Below are 22785 nucleotides of genomic sequence, written 5' to 3' on the forward strand. Positions count from 1 at the left end.
AACGAGGCATGAAAAGAAGCCCAAGCAAGGACATAGCCTGCAACAAGAAAGCCTTTTTTGAATACACGCTTTTAGAAAAGCTTGAGTGTGGTATTGAGCTTAAAGGGCCGGAGGTAAAATCTTGCCGCAAGGCAGATATCTCCTTAAGCGGAAGTTTTGTTAAGATTGAGAACGCGCAGGCCTATCTATATGGAATGCATATAAGCCCTTATATGCAAAGCGGGCCTTACGCGCCCGATCCAAAAAGAACAAGAAGACTGCTTTTACATAAGAGCCAGTTAAGCCGGTTATATGGTTTCGCATCGCAGAGAGGCTATACTCTGGTGCCGGTAAGAGTGTATCTGAAAAAAGGGTTTGTTAAAATTGAGATAGCGGTCGCCAAAGGTAAAAAGCTCTTTGATAAGAGAGAAAAGTTACGCCAAAAAACAATTGAAAGGGAGATCAGGCGCTCAATTAAATAGATTGTTTAAGGGGGCGATTATGGATTCGACTTATTGTATGGCGTAAGAAGGAGCATGCCGAGGTTGGTCAGCTGGCCTCGTCTCGGAAGAGACTCTTGGTGCAAACTAAGGGTAAAAAGCCGACCAAAAGATAAGTGCAGATAATCTACGCACAAAAGTCACAGAGGTAATTCCTATGAATGTAGGTATGCCCTCTGTGCTACCGTTAGCCGCCTAAAAGGCGGTTACCGTCAGCCTTCCCGGCCTGTGGGGAAGAATCTGACGCCATTAACAGGCTGGTTTTGCAACTTTAGCTTTTAAGGAGCAAAACGAGATTCATTAAAAGCGGCGCCTTGCCATATCCTTCCTGCAGGAGATAGTAAGGCTAAGATCAAATTACAGGATAAGCATGTAGTTGCCTCTTGCGGCAAACTTAAGGACGAGGGTTCGATTCCCTCCGCCTCCACCATTGCGACCAATTCGAACCTTTTTCCCTGTTATCCAGCAGGGCAAGGGTTTGAATTTTAGTATGAGCTACATAATACGGCTTAAATACGCCGCCCATCATAATTCTGTAAAAATCATCCTTTTCTTCAGAAATTGGCTCAAGCTCTATAGTGCCCAATATATCTTTAAGCGCTAAGCTTGAGGCACAGGTATTTTTGCTTAATGTCTGATGCAGGTTCTCTAATCTATGGCTTATCCATTCTTTTGGAGGGGCCTTAAATCTTTTCTCTTTCTGAAACTCTAAGGCCCCTATCTCATCCCTTAAATCCTCATATTTTGTTTCAGCCTCTTTTAAAGCCTCTGATACCGCCTTTGATAAATTACCCATTTTAATATAATTAAGGTAGTTTTGTACTTCCAAAGATATTTTATCATGCAGGGCTTTCTTTTTCTTGATGAGTTCAGGCACCTCATCCATGCCTGAGGCGACTAATTTTTCGACATTCTTATATACATACTCTAAATTTTCAATAGTAAGTATCTTTTCTTTTAAATCCGCTACTATAGTTTGTTCTATGCGCTTGCGAGGCACTAAGAGCATATTATTGCAAGTCTTTCTCCTTGCATTATAGCAGCCGTAATAGCCGCCGCCTTTGCCGCTTGCTAGAATTATAGCCCCTCCGCAAGACTGGCATTTCATAAACCCTGAAAGCAGATGAGAGGGAGAGGAGTGAATATAGCTTTTTTGCTTTGTATCTTTAGATTTTTTTCTGACAGGCCATGTTCCTTTAAGTTCCTGCCATCTTTTTTGGGCTTTTTCCCATTGCTCTTTATCGATTATAATAAGTTCTTCTTTAAAAGAGGAGAACCAGTCTTTTTCCGGCCTTAAGATCTTTTTTATCCTTCCGGTCATGGGGTCCTTGGCATTTTTATATTTTTTCCATACCCACAGCCCTGTGTATTTTACATTTTTCAATATTCTGCTTACGCTCGATATACTCCAACCGCCCGAATAGCCTCTTTTAGTAGGGATTTTATCCTCATTAAGCTCTTTTTCAATTTTGTGCAAACTCTTGCCTTCAACAAATTCTCTGTATATTCTTTTAACAATATCCGCCTCTTCGGGGTTAATCTTATGCGCCATGCCGTCATATTTGGGCTGTCCTTTTTTGTTTATTTTTAATTCCCCCACAGGATGGGTAGAATAGCCATATACCTTTTCGCCAGCGCTAAAGCCCCGTATTTTCTGGCCCTCTAAGCCCCGCATTGTCTTTTTCTTAAGGTCATCAAGATATAGTTCGTTCATAAGACCGCGTATATGAATACCAAGTTTTGAGTTATCATCATCAGTAATAATGCCATCAGAAACAGATATAATCTTAACCTGGAGATAATTAAACTTTAACACCAATGTAAGCATCTGATGGTTGCTCCGTGATAGCCTTGAGAGATCATCTACTACCAAGGCTTCAAATTCTTTATTTTCAGAGTCCTTTTCTAATGCCTGTAACCCGGGCCTATTTATAATAGACCCGGAAATGGCCTCATCAATATAGATATGCTTATCATCAATAGTCATATCATTGGCTTTGATGTAGTCTTTACAGACCCTTATCTGATCATCAATACTTTTTTCGCTCTGGTTTTCAGAAGAATATCTCGCGTATATCGCTACTCTCATTTTGTGCCCCCATTTTTGAATGTGTCAGGATTTTCTTTTGCTATTTCAATATACTCATCAACCATAATAGAAGAGATGACATCTAGCAGCTTTTTTAAATCTACATCATCGCGAATGACTGAAGTTCTAGAATTAATATCACAAGTTGTATGAGTAGTTTTTACTTGCATTTAGCCCTAAAAAGGTATATATTAGTTACCCGTGGTATACAGAATAGTTTTTAAGTTGCTTATTATCAATAACCCATCAAATGACTAAACTATACCCAAAAAGGTATATTATGTCAAGTCTTTTTTGTGCCTGGATAATATGTTCAGCAATAAATAAAACAAATTTTTAAGGTGATAGATAATGAACAAAATATTACTTGCCTTAAGTTCTATATTAGCAATATTAGATAATATTTTAAAGAATTCTGTATGGGCGGTTTTAACAAATCCCATTATGTTTTTGAATGCTTTGGAAATAGTAATAATTATTTTAGTTGCTACTTTGATTTATAGATGGTTACCTAGAAGCATAAATAGAATTGGTTTTCAGTTAAGAGCCAAGAATTTTTATGCGAATTGGTTAAAATTTAAAGAAATACTTTGTAAATATCAACAAGAAAGGAATCCTGTTTTGCAAACTAAATACGAAAAAATTAGAAAAAAATTATTAAAAGATTTTGGTTTTTTCTTCTCCGTTATGAAAAAGATTCACGAAGAAAAACATGATACTCATGATATAGCATTAAACAATTTAGAAAGCTGTTTTTTAATAGAGGATATAAAAGATTGGTCGAAAAAAATACATAGAGAAATTCCAAGAGAGCTGGATTGTTTTGATCGCTTTATTGCAAGCATAGAAGGCTATTATAATAACTCATAATGCTTAATCGATTATATTTTAGGAGGAAAGAGTGGATATAAAACAATTAGGCAAGAAAATTAAACTAGCTCGTGTAGACGCAGACCTAAACCAGACCCAACTCGCAAATAAAATAAATGCTAAGCAGAAGAGCATTTCCCGCTACGAAACCGGCGTATCATCACCTTCCATAACCACATTAATGAAAATTGCAAAAGTACTAAAGAAACCAGCAGGGTATTTTTTGGAAGAGTGACAAGGAGGATAAGATGCCTAATTTAGTACAAGCTAAATCATCCACATTCAAGAAGCTGTTTAATGGAAGCTATTATCAAATTCCAAAATTCCAAAGGACGTTTGCCTGGCAAAAAACACATGTTAATGATTTTTGGGAAGATTTATTAGATGCCATTAATTATAATAAAAATCATTTTTTTGGTTCTATTGTATTGCAGCATAATAGGAGCAATGAGATTGTCTATGATGGGCAACAACGGCTAACAGTAGTTATTGCACTAATTAGTATAATTATTCATGCGTTAGAGGAGATTAATAACTCTAAAAATGATAACCAGTTGAATGATTATATAAAGAAACTAAAGCGTAAATATGTTTATGACAAAGAACAGAAACCATATTTACTATTAACAAAGCAAGATAAAGATTATTTTAAAAAATGTCTCTTGGAACCCGAAGAGTATATACATGATAAGGTAACAAGGAAAAGCAATGAATTTTTAAGAGCCCATGTCTTCCGAAATTTAAAGACCCATGTTAACGATAGGTTACAGGAAATAGAAGATAATTTAAAAAAAGAAAACTATTTAAAAAACTTATGTGATTTTATTTGCGATAAAATTTACTTTGTTGTTATATTTGCGGACAAACATTTTCCGGCAGCGACGTTATTTGAAGTTTTGAATTATAGAGGGGTCACTCTCCAACCTTCAGATTTAATAAAAAATTTAATTTATTCAAAAGCAATAGAGCAACGTTGCTCGGGAGAGGTAGATAGGGCTTGGAGTGACTTTTTGGATAGAGCTAGTAAGGTTTCAATTAACGAATTTTTAAAACATTTTTGGATTTTACAAAATGGACAACCGCTTAAAGGAAGCTTGTATAAAGCAATGAAAAGAGGATTGGAAGGAAACGTTAATATTTTAGAACTTGTCAATGAAATGCGTAGGCATATGGTTGTTTATACTGACATATTGAAGCCTTATTTGGGAAACAGGGGCGCATGGAATCAATGGCCAGAAATAAAGGAAACATTAATGGCCATAAATAAAATTAACGCAGAGGTTGGAGTGTGCTATCCATTTTTGATGTCGCTTTTTAATTTGAAAATTGGAGATGACAAATTAGAATTCTATAGAATAAGAAGAAAAACATTATTGCTGATAGAAAATACATTTTTTAGATTGATGGTATGCAATAAGAAAACGTCATATGATTTAGCAAAGACATTTGCCGAATTTTCCAAAAGAATCAAACAAAATACGGTAGAGGAACTTAACGAGTTAGTTAAAAAAATAAAACAGCTTTCTCCAGATGATGGAACCTTTGGACAAAGTTTTTCTACTTTTAACACATCGCAACGCAGATTGGCTACATATATTTTGTACAAGTTAGAAAGTTATCATCGCGGGAAAAAGGAACCGATTACAAACGATACTTCTAAGGTAACAATAGAACACATAATGCCCCAAACACTAGGTCATGGATGGGGCAATGTTGGACATTACCATAAGGATTATTTAAATAGGCTCGGGAATATGACTTTATTAAGCAAGGTGTTGAATAAGGGGAATCTTGGTTTTACTAAGAAGAAAAACAAATTTTATAAGGAATCCGATGTAATTTTGACAAAAACGCTTCTTAAATACACCAGGTGGAATAAACAAATGATAGCGCAACGTCAAAAAGAAATGGCATCCACTGCTGTTAACGTATGGTCAACTAATTAAAGTAGTTAAAGCTACATTCTAATGATAATAAGCACACGTTATTTTTTAAATAATTTAATGAAACCAAGTAGTCAAGTGGTTTATGTTTTATTCAAATTTTAACCCTTTTATTAATAAGGAGCAGTATAAATGGAAGCTATGAATTTTGAAACATTACAAATTTTGATATTACTTCTTCCCGGAATTATTTCTTCCAAAGTTTTAGATTTTTTTATAGCAAGAAAAAAACCGGAGCCATTTGAGAAAATATTAGAATCATTAGTTTTCTCAATGATTATTTATGTTTTATTTACATTTTTTTCAGATAAGAGCCCCGTATATTTGTGTGCAGAAAAAACAGGATATTTTCTTAAGTATAATGCTATAGGTTTTTTAGGATTATTTATTATAAGTTTATTCATTCCTGTTATATTCGGTGTTTGTCATACTTATGATTTCCCCATGAATATATTAAGACGGTTTAAACTTACAAATAGAACATCAAGAGACACTATATGGTATAATGTATTTTGTGATCTTAAAACACACATAATAATAAATTTTGAAAACGGTAGACGGATATATGGATGGCCTATGTATTATTCTGATGATCCAGCAAAGCCATATATTTTTTTGCATAAGCCCGCTTGGATAGATGAGGGAAAATTTACTTATTTGGATATCAAGGGTATCTTAATTACTTCTGAGCAAAAGATAGAATCTGTAGAGTTTTTAAATAAATAGTTATTAAATAAAAGGAGGAAAAACATGTGTGATAGCAAAAGTAGCAATGAGAAGCCTGTCAAAAAATTAAGCGAGGGAGGATATAACCCACCTCCTAAAAATGAACAGAAGCCACAGGAGCCGACACCACCTCCACCGAAAAAGAAATAGTAAAAAGAAAATAGTTCTAACAGAGTTTTTAGATAAAAAAGAAGCACTTTTATTTTTAAATAATTAAGTATTAAGCACTAAAGGTCATTAAAGGATATGAAAGACAGGCATGGAAAAGGTAGAGCATATAAAATTTACACTATTTGACAATGCGTTTGATTTTATTACATCAGCACAAGAATATATAGCACATAAAAAAAGCAGAAGTCTTAAATATGCTATATTACATTTATACGCTGACGTTGAACTTGTTTCAAAGGAATGTCTAAAAATGGGATATTGGTCACTTCTGTTCGAAGACATCAATAAGGCAAATATAAAAGATTATGAATCTGGTAATTTTATGAGTGTGCGTTTTAATGCTACAATTGTAAGGCTTAAGGGTATATGTAAAATATCATTTGTAAAAAAAGATGAAGAAATCTTATCTCATTTTCGTGATAAGCGGAATTAACTAGAACATTTCGGAATGACTGATTCAGTCGAAGCGCTTATGACTGCTACAGCAGAAGTTCTTTCTGTGCTGTTGGATTTTATAAATGAGCAGTTTTTACCCAAAAAATTACCCCACCTAGAAAAACATGCATTATCGGAAATTCGAAAAAATTTAAATACGTTTCAAAAATTTGTAAAAAAACGGCTTGAACAAATAAAACCTAAGCTTGAAAAAGTCAAAAAAGATTCTTATGCAACAATAGTTGAGTGCCCAGCTTGCTATCAAGAAGCCTTGGTATTAGGAGAAGAGCATCCTTTGTGTTTATTCTGCGGATATTCGGCTGAACCAGCTATCGTTGCAAATAAGTGGATTGAAACTATATTAGGCATCAATTATTATACGACAGTTAAGGATGGAGGATATAACCCCTTATATAGTTGTCCTGAATGCAAGGAGGAAACTCTCGTTGATAAAGGTCTAAGCGGAAGTCAGTTTGAAAGCAATCGGTATATATGTTTTAGTTGTGGCTCGATATGGAAAGAATCGGAACTAGATGAGTGCTTAAGATGCGGGGAGTTATACGAAGTTCAAGATGATGATTTTGCGAATGCCGAGAATGCGTGAAAAATAGACTATCTAGTAATAAGTAGAGGCAGATATTATGAAAATTATGAACTTTAATAATTAGGGTCAGACCATTAATATATGAATAAAATACATAATAAAGAAGATTTATTTTTAAAGGTTAAAGATGCTTTTGGTACTGAACATAAAAAACTTGAAAATCTTAAAGAATCGAAAAAACTTTTCTCATCGTATAAAAAATTAAATGATGCTTGTAGGGATATACCTTTTGATTGGCAATTTAATGCAATTCATTGGGTTTTTGGCATTAGGAAAATTTGTGATGAAATAGCATTTAGTCTATCATGGATGAAGGCTTATGCTGAGGTTTACAAAGCCATACATCCTCCAGAAAGCGCACTCTCACATACAAATTTTCAGATTTCTTATTTTGCGGATAATTGTATTACGAGAATAGACTCTTGCAAGGATAAAATTGCATTAATGATATGGTCATATTATTGTCCGTTTGATCCCAGGGAAAATGTTCTTATCTATGAACATATAAGAGAAAGGATAGCATTTCCATTGAAATTTGGGTTAAATATAAAAGGAGTAAAAAAATTATTGAATTATCTGGATTTACTCAATAACGATGCATTTGATCAGATTTCAAGATATAGACATATGAAGATACACAGGAGAGAACCGCGAATTGAAATCTATGGACCTAAAACACACCATGACTGGCCATATATGGTTCCATTATATAAAACTAAAGAGAAAGAAAAATGGCATAAAAAAGTAGATGAGAAATATCCAGATATGGAAAAATGGGATAGGGAAAGTATAAAAAAAAGTTGCTATATAAAAGGTATTTTATTTGATCAAGAAGTATTAAAAGAGCGGCTTTGGGCTTATAATGATATAGAAAATTTAATATATGAATGTTTTCTAGCTGTATTAAAGTCAGCAAGCGGCTGTTTTCACGTTTTAAGTTTAAAGAAACCATTCAAAAAAAATAGGCCTATGTAAAAAATATCTGTTGTGTGTTATATAAAGAAACACATCGAAGATATAATATTTCATTATCCTAAAATACTTTATCTGACATAAATCTCAAAAATGTTCTTTCTCAACCTTATTCCGTATATTTGTGATTTTGGAATCCAGATTTTCATACCATTGTAAACAAGGATAGTTTTTCCGGTTTCGTATAAGATACAGACTTGAGCCCAGATATATTTGGGGTCAGGATTAAAGATGCGGTAGATGCTGAATGGGACATGATATTGGCTCCTTTCTTGGTTTCAGATCCTTCGGTCACTACGCTCCCTCAGGATGACAGAGGCTTATAGCCCATTTATCATGGGCTTATGATTGCTTCGTCGCGGAGTTTACCCTGAGCGAAGTCGAAGGGCTCCTCGCAATGACAATATTGCTTTTTTGATGGTTTTGGGGTCTACACTAAGTATTTTACCTATATTATTAAACGACAAGCCCAACAGGTGTAATTCGGTTGCTTTTTGAGCTAATTTCTGGTATAAATAGGGTCTGTTTACTGGAAGCACTTTGATGTGGGCATGGATTTCTCCAGCAGTTCGAATTGGTTGCAACCGTGTCCACCAAAGCCTATGATTATGCGGGCGCTTATACGGGACTTTTGCGCCGCATAAAGCTATAATATCAATTATTGGATTTCATGATATGAGAATATTGAGAATATCTTTTTTAAGTTTATTGGTATTTCTATCGGCAGGATGCGCTACATCTCCTGTCAGGGATACTGGTTCTTTCAAAAATCAGGCCAGCGCAAACAGCCAATGCGTTTATACGGATATCACCTCAATTATAAATACTTATAATACGGCCTGGGAATGGGATGGCGTAAAAAAAATTCTCATTTTGCGCAAAGGTGATAATGATGTAGAAATGGCTCTTGGCAGCAGGCTGGTTTTGGTTGACGGAGTTTTACACAAGCTCCAGTCGCCTGTTATCATGAGAAGGTCAAATATCCTTGTTCCGAATGATTTTTGTAAATCCATCCTTGCGGATCTGTTTATCCATGGCCGGATATCCAAAGACAGCCCCAGCCCCCGCGCAAGACATACCATAAAAAGGATAGTTTTGGATCCCGGACACGGAGGCAAAGATCCCGGTGCCGTGGGCCAAAACGGGTTAAGGGAAAAAGATATTGTTTTGGATATAGCCAAAGGAATCAAACGCTATCTTGAGGCGGGAGGACTGGATATCAGGCTGACGCGCGACAAGGACATATTTATTTCTTTATGGAAAAGAGCTGATATTGCCAATAAATACGAGGCGGATTTTTTTATTAGTATTCATGCTAATGCCGCGCGTTCCGGCCAGGCAAACGGTTTTGAGGTGTTTTATTTATCAGAGGCTGTTGATGACAACGCGCGCGCTGTTGCAGCTGTGGAAAACGCGTCTTTAAAATATGAAGACTCTTCTTTTGGCAACCTGGCTCCATCAAGCGAGCTTGAAGCGATTCTGTGGGACATTGAATACAGCGAGAACAGGCAGGAGTCTATAGAATTAGCCAAAAGCATCACGCAGATAACCTGCGGCAATCTTAATCTCAAGAACCGCGGCCAAAAAGCCGCTAATTTCTATGTTCTCAAGGGCGCGAAAATGCCCTCAGTCTTGGTTGAGGTGGGATTTATATCCAATGCCCGGGAAGCCCAGAGGCTTGGCGATGCTTCTTATCGCGGCAGAATAGCAAGGTTGATATCCGAAGGGATAATAAATTACAGGGATGAATATGAAGCGGCGGAAGGTTTTACGACAAAACGATAATAGGCCTATAGGTATTTTTGATTCCGGCGTAGGCGGGCTTACGGTAGTAAAAGAGCTCGCCGGCATACTGCCGCGCGAAGACATAGTCTATTATGGCGATACGGCGCGTGTGCCATATGGCACGAAATCCAGCAATACCATAGTAAGGTTTTCAATAGAAAACGCGTTGTTTTTGCTAAAGCAAAACGTGAAACTGATTGTAGTAGCTTGCAATACATCGTCAAGCGTGGCCTTGCCGGCTCTGAAGAGAAATTTTAAGGTGCCTATTGTGGGTGTTATCCATCCCGGCGCCTGTGACGCGGTCAAGGCCTGTAGAAACTCGCGAATAGGCGTTATAGGCACTACCGCCACTATAAAAAGTGATGCCTATAGCAGGCAGATAAAGCGTATTTCTGCTTCCATGAAAGTTTATTCGCGCGGCTGTCCTTTGCTTGCGCCCGCCATAGAAGAGTCTCTTGATGACGACAGATTGATGACAGATATAATACGGTATTATTTGGACCCTTTAAAAAAGATGCGCATAGATACCCTTGTCCTTGGTTGCACGCATTATCCGATTATCAAAGGTCTTATAGCCAAGGTTTTGGGCCGGCAGACAAACCTTGTTGATTCGGCAAAATCAACATCCGCGCATGTGAAAGAGCTGTTGACTCAAAGTATGCTCTTAAGCAGTTCTCGCTCTAAAGGCCGGATCAAATTTTTTGTAAGCGATGAGACTCAGAATTTCAAGCGTATCGGTGAAAGGTTTTTGAACAAGCGTATTGATCATATAAGAAAGGTAGTTTATGGGATATAAAGTCAAGGTTGAGTTATACTTTAGCGCCGCTCATAGATTAAAGGGTTATAAAGGTAAATGCGAGAGCCTGCATGGGCACAATTGGAGGGTTGAGGTTACTATAAAGTCGGGCTTTCTTGATAAGACAGGCCTGCTTATTGATTTTAAGAAGGCAAAGTTATTGCTTAAGTCTGTCTTGGACACGCTTGACCATAAGCGTATTGATAATATGCCGTATTTTAAAAAGCGTAATCCGACGTCGGAAATAGTAGCGGAGTATATTTTTAACCGTTATAAAATCAAAATTAAACCGCCCATGTCTTTGGAAAGCGTTTCGGTATGGGAGACGCCGGCCTCCTGCGCAATATACTATGAATAAAAAAAAGGCAGTAGTTCTTCTTTCAGGCGGCCTTGATTCGGCGACTGTATTGTATATCGTCAAGGCAAGAGGGTATGAGGCATACGCCTTAAGTTTTGATTATGGCCAGAGGCACGGCAGAGAGCTTGAATCTGCCCGGTTATTGTCAAGGATGAGCGGCACAAAGAGTTGTGTGGTAAAAATCTCTTTGCCCTGGGGAGGTAGTTCCTTGTTGGATAAAGACAAAAAGGTCCCTGTCGGCTGTCTTCGCAGAAAACGCGTGCCTGATACATATGTGCCTGCCCGTAATATTATTTTCTTAAGCTTTGCCGCTTCATACGCGGAGGCGATAGGCGCGCGCAAGGTTTTTATAGGGGCTAATCAGATAGACTACAGCGGTTATCCTGATTGCAGGCATGATTTTATCAGGTCTTTTTCAGCAATGATAAAAAAAGGTATGCGGACAGGAATCTACGGTAAGGCAATATCCGTAGAGGCTCCTTTGATCAATATGACGAAGAGCCAGATAATAACCAAGGCGTGTAATATAGGAGTCCCTTTGCGATATACCTGGTCATGCTATGAAGCAGGGAGTCTGCCTTGCGGCAGATGCGATTCCTGCCTGATACGCGCAAAAGGTTTTCAGGCCGCAGGTATAAAAGACCCCTTTAGATGAACAGCACAGCCGAGATAACGGAAATATTCGCTTCAATACAGGGAGAGGGGCCCTATACCGGGTGCAGGCATATATTTATAAGGTTTCAAGGTTGTAATTTGGAATGTTCTTTCTGTGATACGCGCTCATACGCCGGCGCCGAACGGCTGTCCGCGCGCGAGGTATTGAAACGCGTGCTTGCACTAAGGCTTCCGGGTTTTAAAAATACCGCGGTATTAACAGGCGGCGAACCCCTATTGCGCGGCGTATTTCTTAAAGAATTACTGCCGCTTCTTGCAAGCGAAAATCTGACCGTATATTTAGAAACCAATGGCACGCTCGCCAAGGCGCTTGAGAGCGTTATATCTTATATTGATATTATTTCAATGGATATAAAATTACCCAGCGTATGCAATATAAGACCGTGTTGGCAAGATCACAGGATTTTTTTGACCCGCGCGGCGGGTAAAGAGTTATTTATAAAAATCATTGTTTCGGATAAAATTGACATACAGGAATTTGACAGGGCTCTCGCCCTTGTAAAAGAAACCAGCCGTGACGTACCTGTCATTATCCAGCCGGAGACGAGCAGAGAGAGGACTGGCGTAAACATATCGGCCGACACCCTCTTGGGCCTGCAGAAAAAGGCTTTGAGCGTTTTTAGCAAAGTGCTTGTTATACCCCAATCGCATAAGATGATGGGGTTAAGATGAAACTGTCCGTCCGGCAGACAAAAAACATGGAGAGCGCCCTATGGCGAGAAAAAACATTAAACAAGGTAAATACGAGGGTCTTCAGAACAATATAAGGAAAATCAGGACGCCGGCGATTGAGGTTTGGGACAACCAATATAAAGACAGGCGTTATACGGTATACATACGCACGGACGAGTTTTCTTGTATATGCCCTAAGACGGGCCTGCCGGATATCGCGGATATATCAATAGAATATGTTCCGGACAGGCATTGCGTGGAGCTTAAATCGTTTAAATTCTATCTTGTCTCTTTCAGGAACATAGGCATATTTCATGAGCATGTCGCGAACAGGATATTGGATGATTTTGTCAAAGCATGCAGGCCTTTATGCGCCAAAATTACGGCTGTGTTCAAATCGCGCGGCGGCATACAGACAACAGTAGGCAGTGTATATGAGAAAAATAGATAGCGCAAAAGTCAGCGAGCTGGTAAGAAGGCTTGCCATTGAGGCAAATATACGTTTACGCAAAGATGTTCTTATTGCTATTAAACGCGCCTTAAGAACCGAGACAAAGCTTTCCGCCAGGCGTATTTTAAAAATACTTGTTCAAAACGCGCGCCTTGCCCGTGATAAATCTATACCCATATGCCAGGATACCGGTTTCGTTGAGGTATTTTGCCGGATAGGACAGGAGGTCATTGTCAAAGGCGCTTTGACCGACGCTATCAATAAGGGCGTTGAGCTCGGTTATAGAGACGGATTTCTAAGAAAGTCCGTGGTCTCCGATCCCTTATTGAGAAATAACACAAAGACAAACACGCCGTGTGTTATTCATTATGATGTGGTCAAGGGCGACAGGATAGAGATTATCGTTGTGCCTAAAGGTTTTGGGAGTGAGAATGCCAGTTCTCTTGTTATGCTTAAGCCTACCGACACGGAGGAAACTATAGTTAATTTTGTCCTGGATACGGTAAAACGCTCTGGTTATGATGCCTGCCCGCCGCTAATCATAGGCATAGGAATGGGAGGCACCATGGATAAAGCCGCTTTGCTGGCAACCCAGGCTATTACGCTTAAAGTCGGCAGAAAGCAGGCCAAAAAACATCTTGCCCGCATAGAAGATATGATTATGACAAAACTGAACAAGACAGGCATAGGCCCTGCCGGTCTCGGCGGGAAAACCACATGCCTTGGGGTGAATATATTGAGTTTTCCCACTCATATTGCCGGCCTGCCTTTGTGCGTGAAGGTAAGCTGTCATGCTACGCGCAGTGCCAAAGGGGTTATATAGCATGAAAAGAGTATATCTGCCGCTTACAAAAAAAGCCAGGTCTAAGTTTCGCGCCGGAGAAGAATTGCTGTTACGCGGCAGGCTTTATACCGCTCGTGATATGGCGCACAAAAGATTATACCAGGCTATAAAGCTTAATAAATATCTTCCCATTGATCTGACTGATAATATCCTGTATTATTGCGGCCCTACGCCAGCTCCGCCCCGGGCCGTCATCGGCTCCTGCGGGCCCACAACATCAAAGCGCATGGATCTCTTTACCCCTGTTTTATTGAAATCAGGTTTAGCAGGTTCAATAGGAAAAGGCAGAAGGTCCGATGAGGTTATAGAGGCTGTCAAAAGATATGGTTGTCTTTATCTGGCGGCCATAGGCGGCGCCGGAGCGTATCTATCGGAAAAAGTAAAAGAGGCCAGGCAAATCGCCTACGAGGATTTGGGGCCCGAGGCAATATATGAATTGCGCGTGGAGGATTTTCCGGTTATTGTCGCCATTGATGCCGCCGGCAATAACCTGTTCAAGGAGCGCTTATGATACGCGCCGGTAACAGGGCGCCGGATGCCCTCAGAAAGGTCCGGATAAAAACAGGTTTTATAAAATACGCCGAGGGTTCATGCCTGATTGAGATTGGCAATACCAAGGTTATATGTACCGCATCATTAGAAGACGGTGTCCCATTGTTTCTAAGAGGCCAATGCCGCGGCTGGATCACGGCAGAATACGCAATGCTTCCCAGGTCATGCGGCAAAAGGATTCAGAGAGAATCTTCCAGGGGAAAGGTAGGCGGCAGGACGCATGAGATACAAAGGCTGATAGGCAGGTCATTGAGGTCTGTTGTTGATTTGGAATTGCTGGGTGAGCGTACTATTTTTATTGATTGCGATGTTATACAGGCTGATGGCGGGACAAGGACGGCGAGCATAACAGGCTCTTTCGTGGCCCTGGCAAGTTGTTTAAAAAATATGGAAAACAAAGGTATCTTAAAAAGCTCGCCGCTTCGCGATTACATGGCCGCGATAAGCGCCGGCATTGTAAATAATAATATAATACTTGACCTGGATTATGAAGAAGATTCAAACGCCGATGTGGATATGAATGTGGTGATGACGGCATCCGGCGATTTTATAGAAATCCAGGCAACCGCGGAACGCCGCCCGTTCAATGACAGGCAGATGGCGGGGGTGATCTCTTTTGCCAAAAAAGGAATTAAACAGCTTGTTCTCAAACAAAAAGAGGCGTTGAAAAATTGAGAGAGATACTTTTTGCGACAAGGAACACCAAAAAACTTCTTGAGTTGAAAAGGCTTATGCGCAATTCCGGCGTGAAAGTTTTAAGCCTTGATATGTTTAAAGATATCGGCGAAGTCAGGGAAGACAGGAGCACATTTCGCGGCAATGCGGTAAAAAAGGCCGAACAGATATCAAAGATTGTTGGAAAGCTTGTCCTGTCTGATGACTCCGGCCTTGAGGTGCCCGCTTTAGGTTACGCGCCCGGGGTAAGGTCGGCGCGCTATGCGGGGCTTTCGCAGAATGACGACAAAAATATAGCCAAGCTTTTAAAGAACATGTTGGTCTTTACCGCGGGCAAGAGGCGGGCAAGATTTCGTTGTTTTATATGCATCTCTTTTGCCGGTAAAGCGATAAAGGTGGTTAGCGGCGCGGTTTATGGCAGGATAGCCCTTGAAAGGGCCGGGGCCAACGGTTTTGGCTATGATAGTGTTTTTATCCCAGAAGGCTCAAACAAGACTTTTGCCCAGATAAGCCCGGGCCGAAAAGACGCGATTAGCCACAGAGCGATTGCGCTTGAAAAGGCCAAGGTTTTTATTCTTGAATATTTCCGAAAATGTCATTTATAGTGTTTGTGATTTTGTCATGAAATATTCTCTGTAAAGGGAAAGGCACTATCTGGTAGTTTGGGTGTTCAAGGGTTCCCGTAAGATGGACCTCCATAATAAGGCTGCCGGCTTCACGCAACATGGCATTTTTTATCCTCCCGGGTTCTGATACCTGTTTTATAACGCTTTCGGCAAATCTGCCCGTTATATTAAAGTCTAATGAGCGATCAAATCCTATACCGCCTTCCCATAAAAGCGAGGCAGATTTTGAAAGCATCTTAAAATCCCCGGTGTATATTCTGTCCTTTTCAATTACAAAATTGCCGAAAGCATCTGTTAGTATTATATATTCGGGCGGCTCCATCAGCAATATGTTCATTATTCCCCGCAGGACCGGAAACTCCCATAAGTAACCGTTGGCTACCTGTAGCCAGCCGTTGCCTTTCAGACAATCCCTGTTGTTTATGTAACCGTTTAAAACCGTTTTGGAAGATAATAGGCCCTTGATCCTTTTGTCAACTCCTTTGGCCTGGACAGCAAATTTATGCAGATCAATATCTTTTATGTCCAGATTTACGATAAACGGCTTTTCATCGGTTTTTAGATTGGCGCGGCAGGACGCATTTACTATCCCGTCATATGTGGACAGGGACAATACCGGAATGTCTACAAATCTGTCCTGCATCCTGTAGTCAAGATAGACGTCTTTTAGTATAAAATCATTGATACGTAAATTTCCTGAAGTGCCCTCAATGAATACTGTCCAGTCAATCGGCCGGGCAAGAGGGCCTTTGGCATCAATATTAAACTTTGCGACCCCTTCCATATCAGCGTCTTTAATGAGCGAGTTAAAATGTTTTGCGGTTTCAGGCAGGTCTTTGAGGTCAAGATAGGCTTGCCCGGAAAAATTAACGCGCGGGTTTGAGGGCACATCAATAGCACCTTTTAGTGAAAAAGTCAGCCCCTGGTATTTACCGTTTAGCTTTGAGAACAAAACTCTATTTTCATCAAGCGGGCCGGTTTCCAAGTCAAGGCTTAGATCCTCTGAAGATATTAGCGCGGCAACCGACGGCCTGGCGCAGTCAGGTATTCTCCCGCTACATGAGTAGCGCTTATCATACACGGTAAAATCCATCCCGCGCCATGAGATGTCCCGGCCTTTAAAGCTGATATTTGAACTGATGTCCGATATCCGGTAAGGCCATACCCCAAGCACGGCCGATCCCTTGTCTATTATTAAATGGCCTTCATATGAATGGCTGTCCGGATTACTGATAATGCCTTTGAAGCGGATATCCAATGAGCAGTTGCCCGACAGCTCAACGCCTTCAAATTTTTTTAGAGCGCTATCTGGCAAGAGCGATATTAATCTTGGCAGGGGCACAGGGCCGGTTTCAAGGCGCAGGTTGGCAACGGCAGTATCTTTGTACGCTATATTTCCGGACAATGATATGTTTGTGTCGGATATCGTGCCGTTAAGTTTTTTTATGGATATTGAACGGTCCGTAAACTGTGCCTCGCCCGCGGCATTATATATAGAAGGAAGGCCCCCCGCGCCTGATACGTGAGTATTGTCAAAGGTCACAGTGCCCTTATATTCTGCCGAACGCCAATTATCCAAAACCCCTGACCCCTGTCCCGTGAGACTAAAATTACCGCTTAGATAAAAATCATTGCCGGTAATAGCCAGGTCTTTTATATCGGATTTACCCTTAACGTTAAAAAACCCTGTCTTATCGCAGGCTATATCCAGATCAATGCAGGCTGTTCCGCTGTTTACCGGTATATTGTTTTTACCGGCGATGTCTTTTAAGTTTATTTGTGTTTTTAAATTGCTTGTTATGGTATAATTTTCCATAGGGTTTTTTACAAGGCCGTATATCTGTGCTTTAAACCCGTAGAACAGGCAGGAGAGCTCTTTGACGCGCCATATCGTGTTTGTGAATTCAATATCCGCTTTGATGCCGCTGATATTGTCCAACAAGGTATCACCCTCTATGCCTAATCTGCCGTTATTAATATTTGCGCCAAAGGCGTATTCAATATTGCTTATACTGTCCATATCGAAGGCTGTTTTCCCGCGCAGGTTGTAACACCCGATTATACGCACGCCGTTTACAACTGCGTCCACATTTTCCGCGAAGATATCGCATTCTGTCAGTGATAGGCGGCCTTTAAATACACTGCCTTTGGCATGCCCCGACATATCGGCTTTTTTGATATCGCAAACGGCGGAATCTATATAAGCGGCGGCAATATCTTGCGGATCCAGATTTTCAGCCTCACATTCAAAGATTAGTTTGCCGTCATCCGTTTGGTATTTGCCGGACACGTAAAAATCGCATTCATCGGCCCTGCCCCCTGCCTTAAAGGTCAGCGTGTTGCCCATGCCTATACTGCCTTTTAATCCTGTCAGTTGTTTTTTGAAGTTTTTTATGGCCAGCTGGTCTGAAAAATCTATATTGCCGTCCTCAAAGATGATATTGTTTAGTCTGATAGAGAAGGATAACGGTTTCTTGCCGGCTTCGGGTATTTGCAGAATAGATGTAAAATCCCATTTTGGCTCTGCCTGCCTGCGCATATTTATATGAGAACTGTATATTCTTAATACGGGTATTATTATTTTTTGTCCTGAAAATGAAGGGATAAAAACGATATTAAAGCAGACCCGTTCGGCGGATAGCAAAAGTTCTTCCGTTATGGGCATGTATATTTTTACACCGTCTAATATAAAACCGTCTTTTAAGCCAAGCCGTAAAGAGCCGATGTCCGCGCGGCAGTGCGTATTTTTATAGATGGCGTGTGAAATAAAATTCTTGAGATGCCCGGGAACGAAACTATTATTGACATAATGCAAAAGAAGGGACGCTGTTAAAAACAGCGCCGCGAAGATAACCAGGAATACGGTAAGCCATTTCTTTATTCTTCTTTTCATCAGTTTTATTATAGGTCAACTGTTTGAATTTTCAAGACAATTCATTTTTTTCACCCCGAATTGGCAGTGCGCTGTATCCTGCCCGGGGACTTATTAAAACAGCGGCAAAAAAGAGAGAAAGAGGTCTTAATCGTAAAAAATACAGCCTTTCGCAAGGCGGCAATAACACGCCTTTTCTATTTGACATGCTATATTATATTATATATAATAAAGTTCACTTATTAACTACAGGCGGGGTTTAAATGGCAGATGATATACTAAATGTAAGACATAATAAAATAGACGCGTTAAGAGGAAATGGGGTAAGGCCTTATGGCGCGCGATTTGAAAAAACAAATACCCTGTCAGGGTTAAGGTCTGATTTTGAGCTGGGCAAGTTGACCATGGAAAATGTCGTAAAAGCTGCTGGCAGAATAATGAGTGTCAGAGAACACGGCAAGAGCGCTTTTCTTGACATAAAAGATCATACCTCTAAAATACAGCTATACGTAAAAAAGGATGATGTAACCGGCGGGCTTTGGGACCTTCTTGATATAGGAGATATTATCGGCGCCGAAGGGTCTTTATTTAAGACCAGGACGGGTGAGATAACAATCAATGCTTCTGGGCTTACGATGCTTTCAAAATCATTAAGGCCTTTACCTGAAAAATGGCACGGCCTCAAAGACATAGAGACCCGTTACAGGCAGAGGTATCTTGACCTGATATCCAATGATGAGTCAATGCATGTTTTTATGACCAGGTGCCGGATCATCAAATCCATTAGGAGATTTTTTGATGAAAGAGGTTATGCGGAAGTTGAAACGCCGATGCTTCATCCTATCGCGGGAGGCGCCGCTGGCAGGCCGTTTAAGACATATCACAATGTTTATGAAAAGGACCTCTATTTAAGGATAGCCCCGGAATTATATCTTAAAAGACTGCTTGTCGGCGGCATGGAAAAGGTATATGAAATTAATAGATCCTTCAGGAATGAAGGCGTATCCACGCGCCACAATCCGGAATTTACCATGCTTGAAGCGTATGCGGCGTATGCCGACTATAATGACCTGATGCCGCTTATGGAAAACCTTGTCAGCGGGCTTGTTTATGAGATCACCGGGAAAAAAGAGACAATGTATAAAGGCAAGCTTATTAATTTTGAGCCGCCCTGGGAAAGGGTGTCTTTTACCCTCATGATGAAAGAGCTTTACGGGGTTGACCCGAATGATGATGCCGATGTATGGGCCGGCAAGCTTAAAGAAAAAGGCGTAAAACTTGAAGGTGATAAGCTTAGCAAGACAAGGCTGATTAATATAGTAGCTGATTTGATCGAGCCGAAGTCCGATAAAGGCAAACCCATTTTCGTAACGGATTATTTTACCGAACTATGCCCTCTTGCCAAGACAAACAGCGAAAATCCAGCCATATCGGAACGATTTGAGCTCTATATGGGCGGCATGGAAGTGGCTAACGCGTATTCCGAATTGAATGATCCGTCGGAACAGGAGAGGCGTTTTAAGGCCCAGCTTGATTTTGACAAAGAAACCTCGGACCAGATAGATATGGATTACATAAGGGCCTTGGAATATGGTATGCCGCCCGCGGCAGGATTGGGAATCGGCATAGATAGGCTGGTTATGATACTTACCGGCAGTGAATCAATAAGGGACGTGATATTGTTTCCCCAGCTGAAGCCATGAGAAGAGAGCTGGCTATAGCCGCGCGTTATATTGTTTCCGCAAAAAGGAAACGCCTCGTATCGTTTATGAGTTTTGTATCAATACTCGGTATCGGGGTAGGCGTTGCCTGCCTGATAACCGTTATTGCCGTTATGAATGGTTTTAGCAGTGAGCTTGAAAAAAGGATAATAGGCCAAAACCCGCATATTATTATTGAGGAACAATATGGCATAAACAGCCGGGAATATCTTGACCTTGCAGCCAGTTTGTCAGGATTTGATGAAATAAATGGCCTGTATCCTTTTATATGGGGCCAGGGCGTGCTTAACTTCAGGTCCCGCGCGCAGGGCGCGGCATTCAGAAGCGTTGATCTGCAAAACCCTATTGACAGAAAAAAGATTGAGGGCCAGATATGTTCAGGCTCTCTTGAGTTGGAAGGTAACAGCCTTATAATCGGCAAAGAGTTATCAACAGCATTAGGCGCTTTTACAGGGGATGAGATAGATGTGATGACGTCGTTTTCATCCAGGCCTAAACGATTTAAGATAACCGGTATATTTTATTCAGGCATGTATGAATATGACCTGAATCTGGCCTATATCGGATTATCAAAGGCGGCAGAGATATTTGATACGGCGGGATCCTATAATGGAATAGGCCTGGATCTCAAGGATGCTTTAAAGGCAGACTGGATGAAAAACCGGTTATTGCCTGTTATGCCGGAAGGTTTTTATTTAAGGACATGGATGGAACTTAACACAAATTTATTTGCGGCATTAAAATTGGAAAAAGCGGCAATGTTTGTGATATTAACTCTGATCGTGATCGTGGCCGCGCTGAATATAATAAGCATGTTGACTGTCATGGTAACCGACAAGAGAAAGGACATAGGCATATTAAAGGCGGTAGGGGCTACGGGCATGATGATCATGAATATTTTTTCTTTCCAGGGGTTAATCATTGGGGCCCTTGGAGCCGTGTTTGGCCTGTGCGGCGGTATCGGAATGGTGTTTATACTGGATAAATGGCGGTTCCCGATACTGCCGGAGAGTATATATTACGGTATTAATTATCTGCCTGTCAAGATATCGGTTTCTGATTTTATCATTGTGACCGCAGCGGCCCTTATCATCAGCCTTCTGGCTTCGGCTTATCCGGCATATCAGGCATCAAGGCTTGAGCCGGTGGAAGCTTTGAGATATGAATAGGCGCGTTGTTTACGCGCAGAAGCGGGGTATTAATGTTGGTCAAGGCGGAGGGGTTATCCAAGAAATATGAAACCGGCGGCACGGACCTTGAAGCGGTCAAGGGTGCAAGCCTTGCCATAGACAAGGCCGAGATCCTTGCCCTGCTGGGGCCTTCAGGAGCCGGCAAATCAACTTTGTTGCATATGCTCGGCGGGTTGGACAGGCCTTCCAGCGGCAAGGTTTTTTTTGACGGTATAGACCTTTACGGTATCTCCGACAGCCGGCGTTCTCGTTTAAGAAACAGCAGGATTGGTTTCGTCTTTCAGCTTTATCATTTATTGGGCGAACTCACGTCCATGGAAAATGTTACGCTTCCGGCGATGCTGGCCTGCGGAAATAAACTCGCCAAAAAGGATATAATGGCCCGCGGCGAATACCTGTTGGAATCAGTCGGTGTTATAGACAGGGCTTTTCATAAACCGTGCCAGCTTTCGGGCGGAGAAGCGCAAAGGGTATCCATAGCCCGGGCGCTTATGAATAATCCTGATATCGTATTGTGCGATGAGCCTACGGGCAACCTTGATTCTGAAAACGCGTATAATATTTTAAAGATTATCCAATTTTTGAATACGCAATTTAACCAGGCTTTTCTGATTGTCACGCACAATGAACGCATATCCGATCTGGCTGATCGCGTCATTTATATGGAAGACGGAAAACTAAAATAGGAGTATTGCATGTCTGCCAAAATTTATGTCAACGGCAAGTATTACGATAAGCAGGAGGCGAAGGTATCTGTTTTTGACCACGGGTTTTTGTATGGAGACGGGGTATTTGAGGGGATGCGTTCTTATAACAGGCTGATCTTTCGCCTGAAAGAACATATTGACAGGTTATACGAATCAGCCAAGGCCATAAAATTGCAAATACCCGTAAAAAAACAGGGCATGATGGGTATAGTTTTGAAGACGGTTGCCATTAATAAACTTGAAAACGCTTATATAAGGCTCGTTATCACAAGGGGAATAGGAGATTTGGGCCTTGACCCGCGTAAATGTTTTGGAAAACCTTCTATCATAGTGATTGCCGATAATATAACTCTATATCCGGAAAAGTATTACAAGCAGGGCCTTGCCATTATCATCGCGCGCACACAGCAGAATTCGGTCCACGCCCTTAATCCCGCCATAAAATCTCTTAATTATTTAAACAACATAATGGCAAAGATTGAGGCTACCGAAAGCGGCCGTGAAGAAGCGATCATGCTTGACGCCAAAGGGTATGTAACAGAGTGCACCGGAGATAATATTTTTATCATAAA

General features: G+C 40.8%; 25 protein-coding genes and 1 other RNA gene. 23 read left to right on the forward strand and 3 right to left on the reverse strand.

The annotated features are described in order from the left end of the window. The first annotated feature begins 8 nt into the window (after positions 1–8). Positions 9–461, forward strand: a complete 453-nt coding sequence (gene smpB / locus PHV77_03645) for an SsrA-binding protein SmpB (protein ID MDD5504391.1) — start codon at positions 9–11, stop codon at positions 459–461. Positions 462–470: 9 nt separating this feature from the next. Next, positions 471–909: a transfer-messenger RNA gene (ssrA, locus tag PHV77_03650) on the forward strand. Here the strand turns inward: ssrA and PHV77_03655 are convergent. Then, a complete protein-coding gene (locus PHV77_03655) occupies positions 874–2568 on the reverse strand; it encodes a recombinase family protein (GenBank protein MDD5504392.1) in 1695 nt (564 codons plus the stop codon). The genes ssrA and PHV77_03655 overlap by 36 nt on opposite strands. After that, positions 2565–2738 carry a hypothetical protein gene (locus PHV77_03660; protein MDD5504393.1) on the reverse strand — a complete coding sequence of 58 codons (174 nt, stop codon included), beginning with the start codon at positions 2736–2738 and terminating at the stop codon, positions 2565–2567. Before PHV77_03660 ends, PHV77_03655 begins: the two co-directional genes overlap by 4 nt. Before the next feature lie 181 nt (positions 2739–2919). Between PHV77_03660 and PHV77_03665 the strand changes: the two genes are divergently transcribed. The 17 genes from PHV77_03665 (at position 2920) to rdgB (ending at position 15702) form a co-directional block, all read left to right on the forward strand. Further along, positions 2920–3438 carry a hypothetical protein gene (locus PHV77_03665; GenBank protein ID MDD5504394.1) on the forward strand — a complete coding sequence of 173 codons (519 nt, stop codon included), beginning with the start codon at positions 2920–2922 and terminating at the stop codon, positions 3436–3438. 31 nt (positions 3439–3469) lie between these two features. Next, positions 3470–3673, forward strand: a complete 204-nt coding sequence (locus PHV77_03670; GenBank protein MDD5504395.1) for a helix-turn-helix transcriptional regulator — start codon at positions 3470–3472, stop codon at positions 3671–3673. A gap of 13 nt (positions 3674–3686) precedes the next feature. Continuing rightward, complete coding sequence (locus PHV77_03675; GenBank protein ID MDD5504396.1) at positions 3687–5384, forward strand: DUF262 domain-containing HNH endonuclease family protein; 1698 nt, start codon at positions 3687–3689, stop codon at positions 5382–5384. A gap of 129 nt (positions 5385–5513) precedes the next feature. Continuing rightward, the gene (locus PHV77_03680) at positions 5514–6107 is read left to right on the forward strand and encodes a DUF6338 family protein (GenBank protein ID MDD5504397.1); all 594 of its coding nucleotides are present in this window, start codon (positions 5514–5516) and stop codon (positions 6105–6107) included. Between the two features lie 259 nt (positions 6108–6366). Beyond that, positions 6367–6711 (forward strand): hypothetical protein, encoded by a 345-nt coding sequence (locus PHV77_03685; protein MDD5504398.1) that lies wholly within the window; start codon positions 6367–6369, stop codon positions 6709–6711. 15 nt (positions 6712–6726) lie between these two features. Continuing rightward, positions 6727–7317 carry a hypothetical protein gene (locus PHV77_03690; GenBank protein MDD5504399.1) on the forward strand — a complete coding sequence of 197 codons (591 nt, stop codon included), beginning with the start codon at positions 6727–6729 and terminating at the stop codon, positions 7315–7317. 81 nt (positions 7318–7398) lie between these two features. Beyond that, positions 7399–8292 (forward strand): Cthe_2314 family HEPN domain-containing protein, encoded by an 894-nt coding sequence (locus tag PHV77_03695; GenBank protein ID MDD5504400.1) that lies wholly within the window; start codon positions 7399–7401, stop codon positions 8290–8292. A 672-nt stretch (positions 8293–8964) separates the two neighbouring features. Then, positions 8965–10074, forward strand: coding sequence for an N-acetylmuramoyl-L-alanine amidase (locus PHV77_03700; GenBank protein ID MDD5504401.1), 1110 nt, complete (start codon positions 8965–8967; stop codon positions 10072–10074). Continuing rightward, positions 10034–10870, forward strand: a complete 837-nt coding sequence (gene murI / locus PHV77_03705; protein ID MDD5504402.1) for a glutamate racemase — start codon at positions 10034–10036, stop codon at positions 10868–10870. Before PHV77_03700 ends, murI begins: the two co-directional genes overlap by 41 nt. After that, on the forward strand, positions 10860–11228 hold the full coding sequence (queD, locus tag PHV77_03710; GenBank protein ID MDD5504403.1) for a 6-carboxytetrahydropterin synthase QueD: 369 nt from the start codon (positions 10860–10862) through the stop codon (positions 11226–11228). Before murI ends, queD begins: the two co-directional genes overlap by 11 nt. Beyond that, positions 11221–11883 carry a 7-cyano-7-deazaguanine synthase QueC gene (queC, locus tag PHV77_03715; GenBank protein MDD5504404.1) on the forward strand — a complete coding sequence of 221 codons (663 nt, stop codon included), beginning with the start codon at positions 11221–11223 and terminating at the stop codon, positions 11881–11883. The genes queD and queC overlap by 8 nt, the downstream gene beginning before the upstream one ends. Next, on the forward strand, positions 11880–12575 hold the full coding sequence (locus tag PHV77_03720) for a 7-carboxy-7-deazaguanine synthase QueE (protein MDD5504405.1): 696 nt from the start codon (positions 11880–11882) through the stop codon (positions 12573–12575). The genes queC and PHV77_03720 overlap by 4 nt, the downstream gene beginning before the upstream one ends. A 40-nt stretch (positions 12576–12615) precedes the next feature. Beyond that, positions 12616–13026 carry a preQ(1) synthase gene (gene queF / locus PHV77_03725; GenBank protein ID MDD5504406.1) on the forward strand — a complete coding sequence of 137 codons (411 nt, stop codon included), beginning with the start codon at positions 12616–12618 and terminating at the stop codon, positions 13024–13026. Beyond that, complete coding sequence (locus PHV77_03730; protein MDD5504407.1) at positions 13010–13849, forward strand: fumarate hydratase; 840 nt, start codon at positions 13010–13012, stop codon at positions 13847–13849. Before queF ends, PHV77_03730 begins: the two co-directional genes overlap by 17 nt. A gap of 1 nt (position 13850) precedes the next feature. Further along, entirely contained in the window at positions 13851–14381 is a 531-nt protein-coding gene (locus PHV77_03735; protein ID MDD5504408.1) for a FumA C-terminus/TtdB family hydratase beta subunit, read from the forward strand. Continuing rightward, a complete protein-coding gene (rph, locus tag PHV77_03740; GenBank protein MDD5504409.1) occupies positions 14378–15097 on the forward strand; it encodes a ribonuclease PH in 720 nt (239 codons plus the stop codon). The genes PHV77_03735 and rph overlap by 4 nt, the downstream gene beginning before the upstream one ends. Next, positions 15094–15702, forward strand: coding sequence for an RdgB/HAM1 family non-canonical purine NTP pyrophosphatase (gene rdgB, locus PHV77_03745; GenBank protein ID MDD5504410.1), 609 nt, complete (start codon positions 15094–15096; stop codon positions 15700–15702). The genes rph and rdgB overlap by 4 nt, the downstream gene beginning before the upstream one ends. On the opposite strand, the gene PHV77_03750 is transcribed toward rdgB, so the two are convergent. Then, entirely contained in the window at positions 15668–18616 is a 2949-nt protein-coding gene (locus tag PHV77_03750; GenBank protein MDD5504411.1) for a hypothetical protein, read from the reverse strand. The genes rdgB and PHV77_03750 overlap by 35 nt on opposite strands. A gap of 242 nt (positions 18617–18858) precedes the next feature. Between PHV77_03750 and lysS the strand changes: the two genes are divergently transcribed. The 4 genes from lysS to PHV77_03770 form a co-directional block, all read left to right on the forward strand. Then, a complete protein-coding gene (lysS, locus tag PHV77_03755; GenBank protein ID MDD5504412.1) occupies positions 18859–20298 on the forward strand; it encodes a lysine--tRNA ligase in 1440 nt (479 codons plus the stop codon). Beyond that, a complete protein-coding gene (locus PHV77_03760) occupies positions 20295–21485 on the forward strand; it encodes an ABC transporter permease (GenBank protein ID MDD5504413.1) in 1191 nt (396 codons plus the stop codon). The genes lysS and PHV77_03760 overlap by 4 nt, the downstream gene beginning before the upstream one ends. A gap of 32 nt (positions 21486–21517) precedes the next feature. Next, complete coding sequence (locus PHV77_03765; protein MDD5504414.1) at positions 21518–22192, forward strand: ABC transporter ATP-binding protein; 675 nt, start codon at positions 21518–21520, stop codon at positions 22190–22192. 9 nt (positions 22193–22201) lie between these two features. Continuing rightward, positions 22202–22785 (forward strand): aminotransferase class IV (locus PHV77_03770; protein MDD5504415.1); only part of this gene is annotated, 584 nt, incomplete at its 3' end.

It is taken from the genome of Candidatus Omnitrophota bacterium, from assembly GCA_028716165.1.
Lineage (GTDB): Bacteria > Omnitrophota > Gorgyraeia > JABMRG01 > JABMRG01 > JAQUQI01.

Bases quoted from the DNA above. Each gene is read 5' to 3' on its own strand.
- PHV77_03675 (MDD5504396.1), top strand. From the start codon at position 3,687: ATGCCTAATTTAGTACAAGCTAAATCATCCACATTCAAGAAGCTGTTT.
- PHV77_03690 (MDD5504399.1), top strand. From the start codon at position 6,727: ATGACTGATTCAGTCGAAGCGCTTATGACTGCTACAGCAGAAGTTCTT.
- PHV77_03685 (MDD5504398.1), top strand. From the start codon at position 6,367: ATGGAAAAGGTAGAGCATATAAAATTTACACTATTTGACAATGCGTTT.
- PHV77_03665 (MDD5504394.1), top strand. From the start codon at position 2,920: ATGAACAAAATATTACTTGCCTTAAGTTCTATATTAGCAATATTAGAT.
- murI (MDD5504402.1), top strand. From the start codon at position 10,034: ATGAATATGAAGCGGCGGAAGGTTTTACGACAAAACGATAATAGGCCT.
- smpB (MDD5504391.1), top strand. From the start codon at position 9: ATGAAAAGAAGCCCAAGCAAGGACATAGCCTGCAACAAGAAAGCCTTT.
- PHV77_03700 (MDD5504401.1), top strand. From the start codon at position 8,965: ATGAGAATATTGAGAATATCTTTTTTAAGTTTATTGGTATTTCTATCG.
- queC (MDD5504404.1), top strand. From the start codon at position 11,221: ATGAATAAAAAAAAGGCAGTAGTTCTTCTTTCAGGCGGCCTTGATTCG.
- PHV77_03735 (MDD5504408.1), top strand. From the start codon at position 13,851: ATGAAAAGAGTATATCTGCCGCTTACAAAAAAAGCCAGGTCTAAGTTT.
- queF (MDD5504406.1), top strand. From the start codon at position 12,616: ATGGCGAGAAAAAACATTAAACAAGGTAAATACGAGGGTCTTCAGAAC.
- PHV77_03730 (MDD5504407.1), top strand. From the start codon at position 13,010: ATGAGAAAAATAGATAGCGCAAAAGTCAGCGAGCTGGTAAGAAGGCTT.
- PHV77_03750 (MDD5504411.1), bottom strand. From the start codon at position 18,616: ATGAAAAGAAGAATAAAGAAATGGCTTACCGTATTCCTGGTTATCTTC.
- PHV77_03655 (MDD5504392.1), bottom strand. From the start codon at position 2,568: ATGAGAGTAGCGATATACGCGAGATATTCTTCTGAAAACCAGAGCGAA.
- PHV77_03680 (MDD5504397.1), top strand. From the start codon at position 5,514: ATGGAAGCTATGAATTTTGAAACATTACAAATTTTGATATTACTTCTT.
- PHV77_03660 (MDD5504393.1), bottom strand. From the start codon at position 2,738: ATGCAAGTAAAAACTACTCATACAACTTGTGATATTAATTCTAGAACT.
- PHV77_03720 (MDD5504405.1), top strand. From the start codon at position 11,880: ATGAACAGCACAGCCGAGATAACGGAAATATTCGCTTCAATACAGGGA.
- queD (MDD5504403.1), top strand. From the start codon at position 10,860: ATGGGATATAAAGTCAAGGTTGAGTTATACTTTAGCGCCGCTCATAGA.
- PHV77_03760 (MDD5504413.1), top strand. From the start codon at position 20,295: ATGAGAAGAGAGCTGGCTATAGCCGCGCGTTATATTGTTTCCGCAAAA.
- PHV77_03765 (MDD5504414.1), top strand. From the start codon at position 21,518: ATGTTGGTCAAGGCGGAGGGGTTATCCAAGAAATATGAAACCGGCGGC.
- PHV77_03695 (MDD5504400.1), top strand. From the start codon at position 7,399: ATGAATAAAATACATAATAAAGAAGATTTATTTTTAAAGGTTAAAGAT.
- rph (MDD5504409.1), top strand. From the start codon at position 14,378: ATGATACGCGCCGGTAACAGGGCGCCGGATGCCCTCAGAAAGGTCCGG.
- lysS (MDD5504412.1), top strand. From the start codon at position 18,859: ATGGCAGATGATATACTAAATGTAAGACATAATAAAATAGACGCGTTA.